The sequence below is a fragment of the Citricoccus sp. genome, from assembly GCF_035445025.1.
Classification (GTDB): Bacteria; Actinomycetota; Actinomycetes; order Actinomycetales; family Micrococcaceae; genus Citricoccus.
Genome location: NZ_DAOMPX010000012.1, coordinates 22,662 through 35,861 on the forward strand (window position 1 = coordinate 22,662; position 13,200 = coordinate 35,861).

A 13,200-nucleotide genomic window follows, 5' to 3' on the forward strand; every position below is an offset into this window, starting at 1 on the left:
ATGGACGGCTGGCGCCCGCTGCAGTCCGCGGTGGCGGGACCGTCCTCTCTGATCGCGGCACAACTCATGAGGAGTTCGCGTGGCACTCGACCCCGCCGTCAAGACGTCCATCATCAAGGAATACGCCACCCACGAGGGTGACACCGGTTCCCCCGAGGTCCAGATCGCCGTGCTGTCCCGGCGCATCAAGGACCTGACGGAGCACCTGAAGTCGCACAAGCACGACCACCACACCCGCCGCGGCCTGATGGCCCTGGTCGGTCGCCGTCGTCGCATGCTCGGCTACCTCGAGAAGACCGACATCGCGCGCTACCGCGCCCTGATCGAGCGTCTGGGCCTGCGTAAGTGACGTGACGTAGGGGCGGCGGTCCGCGTGGGGGTTTCCCCCCAGCGGGTCGCCGCCTCTAGTCTTATCCGGGGGACCGCGCCGAGCGCACGGCTCCCACCATCTCTATCCATGCCCGCTCACGAGTCGCCGTTCGCGGTCCTCGACAGTGGCCTCCGGAACCCAAGCGTCCGGGGGCTTCGATCGAAGACCGGGTGGTGACGCGGCGGGCCGCTACGAAAGGACACCCACCCATGGAGGGTCCCGAGATCCAGTTCGCCGAAGCCGTCATCGACAACGGCTCCTACGGCCAGCGCGTCGTGCGCTTCGAGACGGGCCGCCTGGCCCAGCAGGCCGCCGGTGCGGCCATGGTCTACATCGACGAGGAGACGTCGATGCTGTCCGCCACCACCGTCGGCAAGTCCCCGCGCGAGGGCTTCGACTTCTTCCCGCTCACCGTGGACGTGGAGGAGCGGATGTACGCCGCCGGCCGCATCCCCGGCTCGTTCTTCCGGCGTGAGGGCCGTCCGACCACGGACGCCATCCTCACCTGCCGCCTGATCGACCGTCCGCTGCGCCCGGCCTTCACCAAGGGCATCCGCAACGAGGTGCAGGTCGTCGTGACCGTCACCTCGATCGCCCCGGACGAGATCTACGACACCGTGGCCATCAACGCCGCGTCCATGTCCACCCAGCTCTCGGGCCTGCCGTTCTCCGGCCCGATCGGCGGCGTGCGCGTCGCCCTGATCGACGACGGCGCCGGCAACCGCCAGTGGGTCGCCTTCCCGAAGCACTCGCAGCTGGAGAACGCCGTGTTCAACATGGCCGTGGCCGGCCGCGTGGCCGGTGACGACATCGCCGTGATGATGGTCGAGGCAGAGGCCACCCCCGGCGTCTGGAGCCTGGTCAAGGACCAGGGCGCCACCGCCCCCACCGAGGAGATCGTGGCCGAGGGCCTCGAGGCCGCCAAGCCGTTCATCAAGGCCCTGTGCGAGGCCCAGGCCGACCTGGCCGCCCGCGCGGCCAAGGCCCCGGTGGACGTCCCCGTCTTCAAGGACTACGAGGACGACGCCTACGCCGCGGTGGAGGAGTTCGCCGCCGCCCGGCTGACCGAGATCTACTCGATCGGTGACAAGCAGGAGCGCCAGAACGCCTCCGACGCCTACCACCTCGAGGTCATCGAGGCACTGACCGGTGAGGGCGCGGCCTTCGCCGAGCGCCGCCAGGAGGTCGCCAAGGCCTACGGTGCCGTCACCAAGCAGGTCGTGCGCCAGCGCATCCTCAAGGACCAGGTCCGCATCGACGGCCGTGGCCTGACGGACATCCGCAAGCTGACCGCCGAGGTCGAGGTCCTGCCGCGCGTGCACGGCTCCGCCATCTTCGAGCGCGGGGAGACCCAGATCATGGGTGTCACCACGCTGAACATGCTCAAGATGGAACAGCAGATCGACTCGCTGGCCCCGGAGACCTCCAAGCGCTACATCCACCACTACAACTTCCCGCCGTACTCCACCGGCGAGACCGGCCGCGTGGGTTCCCCGAAGCGCCGCGAGATCGGCCACGGCGCACTGGCCGAGCGGGCCATCGTGCCCGTGCTGCCCTCCCGCGAGGAGTTCCCCTACGCCATCCGCCAGGTCTCCGAGGCCCTGAGCTCCAACGGCTCCACCTCCATGGGCTCGGTCTGCGCCTCGACCCTGTCGATGCTCAACGCCGGCGTGCCGCTGAAGGCCCCCGTGGCCGGCATCGCCATGGGCCTCGTCTCGGACACCGTGGACGGCCAGACGCGGTACGCGGCCCTGACCGACATCCTCGGCGCCGAGGATGCCTTCGGTGACATGGATTTCAAGGTGGCCGGCACCTCCGAGTTCGTCACCGCGATCCAGCTGGACACCAAGCTGGACGGCATCCCGGCCTCCGTGCTGGCGGCCGCCCTGACCCAGGCCCGTGAGGCCCGGCTGCACATCCTGGGCGTCCTGAACGCCGCGATCGACGCACCGGACGAGATGAGCCAGTACGCGCCGCGGATCATCGCCATCAAGATCCCGGTGGACAAGATCGGTGCGGTCATCGGCCCCAAGGGCGCCATGATCAACCAGATCCAGGACGACACCGGCGCGGACATCTCCATCGAGGACGACGGCACCGTGCTGATCGGCGCCACCGAGGGCTCGCAGGCCGAGGCCGCCCGGTCGGCGGTCAACGCCATCGCCAACCCGCAGGTCCCCGAGGTTGGTGAGCGCTACCTCGGCACCGTGGTGAAGCTGACCACCTTCGGCGCCTTCGTGTCCCTGACCCCGGGCAAGGACGGGCTGCTGCACATCTCCGAGCTGCGCAAGATCAACGAGGGCAAGCGCGTCGAGGACGTCGAGGACGTCGTCGAGGTCGGCCAGAAGATCCAGGTGGAGATCACCAAGATCGACGACCGCGGCAAGCTCTCCCTGGCCCCCGTGGTCGAGGACGGCGCCTCGTCCGAGGGCGGGTCCGGTTCCGAGGAGTCCGAGGGCGCGGACCAGGAGGGCTGACGCTCCCTCCCGCCGGTCCTCCCGGACGTCCCGACGACGGCGCAGCCCGGCTCCGGCCGGTGCCGCGCCTGGGGCGGGGACCGCGGGAGGAGGGGTGAACGCGTCCTGACAGGCCGGTGGGCCGCACGAGAGTGCGGCCCACCGGCCTGTCGCGTACCCGGGAGCAGGCGCGGTGGCCGGAACCGTGGGCGCGCGCTGGTAGTTTCAGGCACATGACTCCCACCATCCCGATCCCCGCAGACTTCACCGGCACCATCCAGGACGCCGGGCACGGCTCCGTGGTGCGCCGGTCCGTGCTGCCCGGGGGCGTCCGGGTGCTCACGGAGTCGATGCCGGAGCAGCGGTCGGTGACGATCGGCTTCTGGATCGCCGTGGGATCGCGCGACGAGGCCGAGGGGGGCTTCGGCTCGACGCACTTCCTGGAGCACCTGCTCTTCAAGGGCACCCCGCACCGGTCCGCGATGGACATCGCCACCGCGTTCGACCGCGTGGGCGGGGAGTCCAACGCCTCGACCGCGAAGGAGTCCACCTGCTACCACGCACGGGTGCTGGACACCGACCTGCCGATGGCCATCGAGGTCATCACCGACATGGTGACCTCGGCGCTGATCGACCCGGTGGAACTGGAGACCGAGCGGGGCGTCATCCTCGAGGAACTCGCCATGGACGCCGACGACCCCGTCGACACAGCCCACGAGGAGCTGGCCATCAGGCTGCTGGACGGGCACCCGCTCGGCCGCCCGATCGGTGGCACCCCGGACGCCATCCGGGTGATCTCCCGCGACCGCGTGGTGGACCACTACCGGCAGTGGTACCGGCCGGACGAGCTGGTGGTGACCGCGGCCGGGGGGCTGGACCACGAGGAGGTGTGCCGGCTGGTCCTGCAGGCCCTGCAGCGCTCCGGCTGGGACCTGCCCGAGGGCGCCGCACCGGCCCCGCGGCGCAGCCACGTCTACACCGGGGCCGGGATCACCGAGGGCGTGCACCGGGTGGCACGCCCGGTGGAGCAGGCCTCGGTCCTCGTCGGAGGCCGCTCCGTGCACACCCTGGATCCGGACCGGTTCGCCCTGGCCGTGATGAACTCGGCCCTGGGCGGCGGCATGAGCTCCCGGCTGTTCCAGGAGGTCCGGGAGAAGCGCGGACTGGCCTACAACACGTACTCGTTCTCGGCCTCCTACTCGGACGTGGGCTACTTCGGGCTGTACGCCGGCTGCTCCCCGGCCCGGGCGGACTCCGTGGCCGGGCTGATGGTGCGGGAACTGGAACGCCTGGCCGAGCACGGCATCACCGACGAGGAGCTCGACCGCGCCCGCGGACAGCTGTCCGGGGGCACGGTCCTGGGCCTGGAGGACACCGGGTCCCGGATGTCCCGGCTGGGACGCGCAGAGCTCGTGACCGGTGAGTTCGTGGACCTGGACGGCGCCCTGGACCGGTGGCGCCAGGTCACGTCCGAGCAGGTTCGCGCGGTGGCCCGGCGCCTGGCGGAGTCGCCGCGGGCCACGATCGTGGTCGGGCCGGACGGGCCCCGCGACTCCTGACGGAACGGTTGAACATGTCCATCATGTTCAGGTTCCCGCATTCGTCGGCACGTCGCTTGACTGGCCGTGGTGCATGACACATTCTGGACGTTCCGGCCGCTGCGGTGGCCGGTTCAGGCCCGTGGGGGACGGGCATCGCACCCTGTGAGAGAAAGACCGGTCCATCGTCATGGAACAACTGGAAAAAGTCCTGGGAGACATCGGGTCCTTCGTCTGGGGGCCCTTCTTCCTCATCCCGCTGCTGCTCGGCACGGGCCTGTACCTGACCATCCGGCTGGGGTTCCTGCAATTCCACAAGCTCTTCCCCGCTCTGAACCTCGGGATCATCCGGCGCCGGGATGACTCCGAGGAGGGTGACATCTCGCAGTTCCAGGCCCTCACCACCGCCCTGGCGGCCACCGTGGGCACCGGCAACATCGTCGGCGTGGCCACCGCCATCGGCATCGGCGGGCCGGGCGCCCTGTTCTGGATGTGGGTGACCGGCCTGGTGGGCATGGCCTCGAAGTACTCGGAGGCCTATCTGGCCGTCCGGTTCCGGACCACCGACGAGGCCGGGGACAAGTCCGGCGGGCCGCAGTACTACCTGCAGAAGGCCATCAAGGGCCCGCTCGGGAAGATCCTGGCGCTGTCCTTCGCCGTCTTCGCCTTCCTGGCCTCCTTCGGCATCGGCAACATGACCCAGGCCAACTCCATCGCGGCCAACGTCGAGGAGTCCTTCGGCCTGCTGCCCTGGATCACCGGCATCATCCTGACCGTGATGACCCTGCTCGTGCTGGTGGGCGGCATCAAGTCCATCGGCCGGGTCACCGCCGGGTTCGTGCCGGTCATGATCGTCTTCTACGTGGCGGCGTCGCTGTACATCCTCATCGCCAACGTCGTGGACATCCCGGCCGCCCTCGCCCTGATCTTCACCGATGCCTTCACCGGCACCGCCGCCGTCGGCGGGTTCACCGGATCGATCCTGATCATCGCGATCCAGTACGGTGTGGCCCGCGGCATGTTCTCGAACGAGTCCGGCATGGGCTCTGCCGCGATCGCGGCCGCTGCCGCGCAGACCACGCACCCGGTCCGCCAGGGCCTGGTCTCGATGACCCAGACGTTCATCGACACCATCATCGTCGTGAGCTGCACGGGCCTGGTCATCATCACCACCGGCGCCTGGAACCGCGTCGACGAGGAGACCGGCGAACAGGTCTCCGCGGCCCTGATGACCGGCGAGGCGTTCTCCACCGGCCTGCCGGGCCAGTGGGGCCACTGGATCGTCACCCTCGGCCTGGTGATGTTCGCCTTCTCCACCATCCTGGGTTGGTCCTACTACGGCGAGCGCAACGTCGAGCGCCTCTTCGGCCAGCGGCTGGTGATGCCGTACCGCGTCGTGTTCTCGCTCGTGGTCTTCATCGGCTGCACCGTGCCGCTGGCGGTCGTCTGGAACTTCTCCGACATCATGAACGGCCTGATGGCCCTGCCGAACCTCATCGGCCTGCTCATCCTGTCCGGCCTGATCGCCCGGGAGACCCGTCACTACCTCAAGCACGACCCGAAGCTCGTGGCCTCCGCCGCCGAGATCGAGGACTTCATGGTCGATCGTCCGGGCTGGGCGGACTGGAAGTCCGGGAACGTCGTCGGCTCCTCCCGCACGCACACCGGCCGCTCGCTCAACCCGGAGCGCATCCGGGAGGGCGACGCCGGGCCCGGACCCGCGGACCACGACCGGGCGCGATGAGGGCACGCGCACGGGCCTGACCGGGCTGTACGACCCGGTCAGGTGACCGACCGGTGAACAATCGCCCCTCACGAGGCCTCCGGAGGCCGATCCCATGACTGGGGTCTGCCGCTGGGGGCCTCGTCATGCTTACAGTGGCCCCATGGTGACCCCGGTCAAGCCCGGAATGGATGGTCCGGCAACTCAGGCACTGCTCAGCATCGGTCGGTTCTTCACCCGGTGGGACGAGACGGAGGACGGCCGAGCGGTCTTCCGGGAGGGGGGCCGGGACGGTGACGCGTTCTACCGGAACCGGTGGAGTCACGACAAGGTGGTCCGCTCCACCCACGGGGTGAACTGCACCGGGTCCTGTTCCTGGAAGGTGTACGTCAAGGACGGGATCATCACGTGGGAGGCCCAGGAGACAGACTACCCCTCGGTCGGCCCGGACAGCCCCGAGTACGAGCCGCGCGGCTGTCCCCGCGGCGCCGCGTTCTCCTGGTACACGTACTCGCCCACCCGCGTGCGCTACCCCTACGTCCGCGGCACGCTGCTGCAGATGTACCGTGACGCCAAGAAGGCCACCGGGGGCGATCCGGTGACGGCCTGGCGGTCCATCGTCGAGGACCCGGACAGGCGCCGCACCTACCAGCGGGCCCGCGGCAAGGGCGGTCTCGTGCGGGCCAGCTGGCAGGAGGCGATCGAGCTCTCCGCGGCCGCCCACGTGCACACCATCAGGACCTACGGCCCGGACCGCTGCACCGGCTTCTCGCCCATCCCGGCCATGTCCATGGTCTCCCACGCCGCCGGCGCGCGGTTCATCAACCTCATCGGCGGGGTGATGAACAGCTTCTACGACTGGTACGCGGACCTCCCGGTGGCCAGCCCCCAGGTGTTCGGCGACCAGACCGACGTGCCCGAGTCCGGTGACTGGTGGGACGCCACCTACCTGATGATGTGGGGCTCCAACGTCCCCGTCACCCGCACCCCGGACGCCCACTGGATGGCGGAGGTGCGCTACCGCGGCACCAAGGTCGTCTCCGTCAGCCCGGACTACGCGGACAACACCAAGTTCGCGGACGAGTGGCTGCCGGCCCAGGCCGGCACGGACGCCGCCCTGGCGATGTCCATGGGGCACGTGGTGCTCCGCGAGAACTTCGTGGACCGCCGCGTGCCGTTCTTCGAGGACTACGTGCTGCAGTACACGGACCTGCCCTTCCTCGTCACCCTCGACGAGCGCGCGGACGGCACCGTGGTGCCCGGCAAGTTCCTCACGGCCGCCGACCTCGGCGGGGCCGAGGCCGACGCGGCGGACCCGCACTTCAAGACGGTGCTGATGGACCGGGATGCCGGCACCCCGGTGGTGCCGCAGGGCTCCGTGGGCTTCCGGTACAACGAGCGGGACGAGGGGCGCTGGAACCTGGACCTGCAGGGCGTGCGGCCCTCGTTGTCGGTGGCGGACACCGCGGGGTACGACGGCGGCGCCTCCGTGGTGGACCTGCCCGCCTTCACCGCCGCGGACGGCTCCGGGTCGGTGATCCGCCGGGGGGTCCCGGTCACCGAGGTGGCCGGGAGGAAGGTCACCACGGTGTTCGACCTGATGCTCGCCCAGTACGGTGTCGGCCGCGCCGGCCTGCCGGGCCAGTGGGCCGGCGGCTACGACGACCCCCACACGCCCTACACCCCGGCCTGGCAGGAGGACATCACCTCGGTGCCCGCCGAGGCCGCCATCCGCACCGCCCGCGAGTTCGCCAAGAACGCCGAGGACTCCGGCGGGCGGTCCATGATCATCCTCGGCGCCGGCATCTGCCAGTGGTACCACGGGGACGCCACGTACCGCGCCATCCTGGCGCTGCTGATGCTGTGCGGCTGCCAGGGCCGCAACGGCGGCGGCTGGGCGCACTACGTCGGCCAGGAGAAGGCCCGGCCCATCACCGGCTGGGCCGCCATGGCGGCCGCCTCGGACTGGACCCGCCCGCCGCGGTTCATGATCGGCACCGCCTTCTGGTACATGCACACGGACCAGTTCCGCTCGGACGGCTACTCCACGGACTCACTGCAGTCCCCGCTGGCCGAGGGCCACCTGACGGGCAAGCACACCGCGGACGTGATAGCCCAGTCCACCCGCCTGGGCTGGATGCCGTTCTACCCGCAGTTCACCCAGAACCCGCTGGACGTCGCGGACCGGGCCGCGGCCGCCGTCGGGAACGGCGAGGCCGCCACCGAGGCCGAGTGGATCGCCGCCCGGCTCAAGGACGAGTCCCTGCAGATGGCGGTGGAGGACCCGGACGCCGAGGCCAACTGGCCGCGCACCCTGGTGCTGTGGCGCTCGAACCTCCTCGGGTCCTCGGCCAAGGGGGAGGAGTACTTCCTCAAGCACCTGCTGGGCACCCACCACAACGTGCTGGGCGGGGACCACGGCGAGTCCCGGCCGCGCGACGTCCGCTGGCACGAGGAGGCCCCCGAGGGGAAGCTGGACCTGCTGGTCTCCGCGGACTTCCGGATGACCAGTTCCACGCTGCTCTCGGACGTGGTGTTCCCGGCCGCCACCTGGTACGAGAAGCACGACCTGTCCTCCACGGACATGCACCCCTACGTGCACGCCTTCACCCCCGCGATCACCCCGCCGTGGGAGGCCAAGACCGACTACGACCTGTTCCGGCTGCTCGCCGAGGAGATCTCGCGCCAGTCCAGGACCCACCTGGGGGTGCGCCGGGACGTCGTCGCCACGGCACTGACGCACGACACCCCGGGCGAGATCGCCCAGCCCGGGGGCATCGTCCCGGAGTGGAAGGGCACCGACCTGCCGGCCGTGCCCGGGAGGAACCTGCCGAACCTGAAGATCGTGGAGCGGGACTACACGGCCATCGGGGACAAATTCACCGCCGTCGGGCCGCTGGCGGAGACGCTGGGCTTCACGACCAAGCACATCACGTACGACGTCACCGAGCAGGTCGAGCTGCTCGGCCGGCTGCACGGGGTGTTCGACTCCGGTGCCGCCGCCGGCCGCCCGGCCGTGGACACCGACGCGCGGATGGCCGAGGCCATCCTGATGTTCTCCGGGACCACCAACGGGGAACTGGCCGTGCAGGGATTCGAGACCCTGGAGAAGCGCACCGGGGTGCCGCTGGCGGACCTGGCCGCCGGCAGCCAGGAGAAGCGGATCACCTTCGCGGACACCCAGGCCGCGCCGGTGCCCGTGATCACCTCCCCGGAGTGGTCCGGTTCGGAGACGGGTGGGCGGCGGTACGCCCCGTTCACGGTCAACATCGAGCGCCTCAAGCCCTTCCACACCCTGACCGGGCGCATGCACTTCTTCCTGGACCACGACTGGATGAAGGACATGGGGGAGATGCTGCCGCTGTACCGGCCGCCGCTGGACATGCACCGCCTGTTCGGCGAGCCGAAGCTGGGCGAGCGCGGGGAGCTGTCGATCTCGCTGCGCTACCTGACCCCGCACAACAAGTGGTCCATCCACTCGGAGTACCAGGACAACCTGTTCATGCTCTCGCTCTCCCGCGGCGGCACCTCCGTGTGGATGAGCGCCCAGGACGCCGCGCTCATCGAGGTGACGGACAACGACTGGGTGGAGTGCGTCAACAACAACGGGGTGTTCGTGGGCCGGGCGATCGTCTCCCACCGGATGCCCGAGGGAGTCGTGTACGTCCACCACGCCCAGGAACGCACCATCGACGTGCCGAAGTCCGAGGCCACGGGACGGCGCGGGGGCATCCACAACTCGGTGACCAGGATCCTGGTCAAGCCCACGCACATGATCGGCGGCTACGCGCACCTGTCCTGGGCGTTCAACTACCTCGGCCCCACCGGCAACCAGCGGGACATCATCTCGGTGGTCCGCAAGCGCTCCCAGGAGGTGCAGTACTGATGAGGATCATGGCCCAGACCGCCATGGTGATGGCACTGGACAAATGCATCGGCTGCCACACCTGCTCCGTGACGTGCAAGCAGGCCTGGACCAACCGTGCCGGCACCGAGTACGTGTGGTTCAACAACGTGGAGACCCGCCCCGGTCAGGGCTATCCGCGCCGGTACGAGGACCAGGAGAAGTGGCGGGGCGGCTGGGAGCTGAACCGGCGGGGGAACCTCAGGCTCAAGTCCGGGGGTCGCCTGGCCAAGATGTTCGGGATCTTCGCCTCGCCGGTGCAGCCCGAGCTCAAGGACTACTACGAGCCGTGGACCTACGACTACGAGAACCTCATCAACGCCCCGGCCGGGGACGACTTCCCGGTGGCCAGACCCAAGTCACTGATCACGGGGAAGGACACCAGGATCTCCTGGTCGGCGAACTGGGACGACAACCTGGGTGGCACCGCCGGGTCCGGCCACCTGGACCCGATCGTGGAGAAGGTCCGGAGGGAGTCGGAGGACAAGGTCAGGTTCGAGTTCGAGCAGACCTTCATGTTCTACCTGCCGCGGATCTGCGAGCACTGCCTGAACCCCTCCTGCATGGCCTCCTGTCCCTCCGGGGCCATCTACAAGCGCGCCGAGGACGGAATCGTGCTGGTGGACCAGGACCGCTGCCGCGGTTGGCGCCAGTGCGTGACCGGCTGCCCGTACAAGAAGATCTACTACAACCACAAGTCCGGCAAGGCCGAGAAGTGCACGTTCTGCTACCCCCGCGTGGAGGTGGGCATCCCCACGGTGTGCGCGGAGACCTGCGTGGGCCGGCTGCGGTACATCGGCATCTTCCTGTACGACGCCGACCGGGTCACCGAGGCCGCCTCGGTCCCGGACGAGCAGGACCTGTACGAGGCCCAGCTCGACCTCATGATGGACCCGCACGACCCGGTCGTGATCGAGGCGGCGCGGGCCGAGGGCATCCCCGAGGACTGGCTCGACGCGGCCCGGCGCTCGCCGGTGTACAAGCTGGCCAAGGAGATGCGGGTGGCCCTGCCGCTGCATCCGGAGTACCGGACCATGCCGATGGTCTGGTACGTCCCGCCGCTGTCCCCGGTGGTCGACCTGCTCAAGGACCAGGGCCACGACGGCGAGGACGCCGAGAACCTGTTCGGGGCCATCGAGTCGCTGCGGATCCCGGTGGAGTACCTGGCCGAGCTGTTCACCGCCGGTGACACCCGGCTGGTCACGGACGTGCTGCGCAGGCTCGCCGCCATGCGCTCCTACATGCGCGACATCACCCTGGGCCGGGAGGCGGACGAGTCCATCGCCCGGGCCGTCGGCATGACCGGGGCCCAGGTCCAGGAGATGTACCGGCTGATGGCGATCGCCAAGTACGGCGAGCGCTACGTCATCCCCTCGGCCCACGTGGAGGACGCCCACAACCTCGAGGAGCTGGGCTGCTCGCTGGACGTGGACGGTGGCCCCGGCATGGGCCAGATGGGCGGGTTCGGGGAGGCCTCCGGGCGGCCGGTCCCGGTGGCCCAGGAGACGTTCATGGCCCTGCAGGCCCGGCAGACCGCCGACGACCCGACCGGCAACACCCAGCTGGCCGGCCGCGTGAACCTGCTCAACTGGGACGGCCACGGCACGCCCGAGGGCCTGTTCCCGCACCGCACGGCCGAGGACGTGGGCCAGGTGGAGGAACCGCCCGGTCCGGCCGACGGCACCACCACCCGAAGCGGTGAGACGGCATGAGGCTCCTGGAGCGGCTGCTGGGCAAGCCCGGGAGGGGCAGCCTGGACCCGGAGGACTTCACGGACCCCGACCCGGTCCGCAGCGCGGTCGTGCGGCAGGCGGCGGCGGTGCTGCTGTCCTATCCGGACGAGGAGCTGCTGGAGCGGATCGAGCCGGTGCGCGCGGCGCTCGCCGAGGTCGGCGTGGAACCGGCCCTGACCCAGCCACTGGTCGACTGGCTCACCGCCCGGCCCCTGCACGAGGTCCAGTCCGACTACGTCCGGGAGTACGACCTGTCCCGGCGGCACAGCCTGCACCTGACCTACTGGACGGACGGGGACACGCGCCGCCGGGGCGAGGCGCTGGCCGCGTTCAAGGAGGTCTACCGTTCCCACGGCTGCGCACCGGACGACGCCGAGCTGCCGGACTACCTCCCGCTGGTGCTCGAGTTCGCCGCCCGGGTGAGTCCGGACGCCGGCTACGAGCTGCTCCAGCGCTACCGGCCCTCCCTGGAACTGCTGCGCCTGGCCCTGCGGGACGACGCGCTGCCCCAGCAGGGGATCGTCGCCCTGGTCTGCTCCACCCTGCCCGGCCCCTCGCCCGCGGACAAGAGCGCCGTGCAGGCCATGGCCGGGTACGGCCCGCCCGCCGAGACGGTCGGGCTGGACGCCTCCGACCCGCGGTTGCTCCCCTTCACCCCCACCTCGGAAGGATCAGGACATGGACGGCGCTGAGGCCCCCGTCGGCATCTGGGACGTACTGCTCTGGGGCGTGCTGCCCTACATCGTCCTGGCCTTCTTCATCGGGGGCACCGTCTGGCGCTACCGCTACGACCAGTTCGGCTGGACCACCCGGTCCTCCCAGCTGTACGAGTCGCGGCTGCTGCGCTGGGCGTCCCCGCTGTTCCACTTCGGCATCCTGGCCGTGCTGGTCGGCCACATCGTGGGACTGGTGATCCCGCGGGCCTGGACGGACGCGCTGGGGGTCACGGAGGACATGTACCACGTGATGGCCCTGGGCATCGGCTCGATCGCCGGCATCGGCACCCTCGTGGGGATCGTGCTGCTCGTCTACCGCCGCCGCACCACGGGACCCGTCTTCATGGCCACCACCAAGAACGACAAGTTCATGTACGTGCTGCTGGTGGGGGCGATCCTGGCGGGACTGGCCGTCACCGCGATCTCCGTGTTCGACCACTCGGTGACGGACTACCGCAGCACCGTGTCCCCGTGGTTCCGCTCCATCTGGATCCTGCAGCCGGACGTGGCCGCGATGGCCGCCGCCTCCCTGGGCTTCAAGGTCCACGTGCTGTGGGCGTTCGCCCTGTTCGCGGTCTGGCCGTTCACCCGGCTGGTGCACGCCTTCACCGCCCCGCTGCACTACCTGTTCCGTCCCTACATCGTCTACCGCTCCCGGGACAGCCGCCGGCCCGGCCGCGGGACGGTCCCCGTCCGCCGCGGCTGGGACCCCGTGGGAACCCCGGACCGCGAGCGTACCCGGACCCGCCGCTAGGACCCG

The 13,200-nt window shown here is 70.0% G+C and carries 8 protein-coding genes; all 8 read left to right on the top strand.

The window, feature by feature from the left end; genetic code table 11:
* The first annotated feature begins 79 nt into the window (after nucleotides 1-79).
* Complete coding sequence (gene rpsO / locus PLJ28_RS05970) at nucleotides 80-349, top strand: 30S ribosomal protein S15 (RefSeq protein WP_010145185.1); 270 nt, start codon at nucleotides 80-82, stop codon at nucleotides 347-349.
* Between the two features lie 230 nt (nucleotides 350-579).
* The gene (locus PLJ28_RS05975) at nucleotides 580-2,847 is read left to right on the top strand and encodes a polyribonucleotide nucleotidyltransferase (protein ID WP_183524297.1); all 2,268 of its coding nucleotides are present in this window, start codon (nucleotides 580-582) and stop codon (nucleotides 2,845-2,847) included.
* Nucleotides 2,848-3,059: 212 nt separating this feature from the next.
* The gene (locus PLJ28_RS05980; protein WP_298043977.1) at nucleotides 3,060-4,385 is read left to right on the top strand and encodes a M16 family metallopeptidase; all 1,326 of its coding nucleotides are present in this window, start codon (nucleotides 3,060-3,062) and stop codon (nucleotides 4,383-4,385) included.
* A gap of 169 nt (nucleotides 4,386-4,554) precedes the next feature.
* Nucleotides 4,555-6,108, top strand: a complete 1,554-nt coding sequence (locus PLJ28_RS05985) for an alanine/glycine:cation symporter family protein (RefSeq protein WP_298043975.1) — start codon at nucleotides 4,555-4,557, stop codon at nucleotides 6,106-6,108.
* A gap of 142 nt (nucleotides 6,109-6,250) precedes the next feature.
* Nucleotides 6,251-9,973, top strand: a complete 3,723-nt coding sequence (locus PLJ28_RS05990) for a nitrate reductase subunit alpha (protein WP_298043973.1) — start codon at nucleotides 6,251-6,253, stop codon at nucleotides 9,971-9,973.
* On the top strand, nucleotides 9,973-11,703 hold the full coding sequence (gene narH, locus PLJ28_RS05995; protein WP_298043970.1) for a nitrate reductase subunit beta: 1,731 nt from the start codon (nucleotides 9,973-9,975) through the stop codon (nucleotides 11,701-11,703). Before PLJ28_RS05990 ends, narH begins: the two co-directional genes overlap by 1 nt.
* Nucleotides 11,700-12,416, top strand: a complete 717-nt coding sequence (narJ, locus tag PLJ28_RS06000; protein ID WP_183524313.1) for a nitrate reductase molybdenum cofactor assembly chaperone — start codon at nucleotides 11,700-11,702, stop codon at nucleotides 12,414-12,416. The genes narH and narJ overlap by 4 nt, the downstream gene beginning before the upstream one ends.
* The gene (gene narI / locus PLJ28_RS06005; protein ID WP_183524317.1) at nucleotides 12,403-13,194 is read left to right on the top strand and encodes a respiratory nitrate reductase subunit gamma; all 792 of its coding nucleotides are present in this window, start codon (nucleotides 12,403-12,405) and stop codon (nucleotides 13,192-13,194) included. Before narJ ends, narI begins: the two co-directional genes overlap by 14 nt.
* The last annotated feature ends 6 nt before the right edge of the window (nucleotides 13,195-13,200 follow it).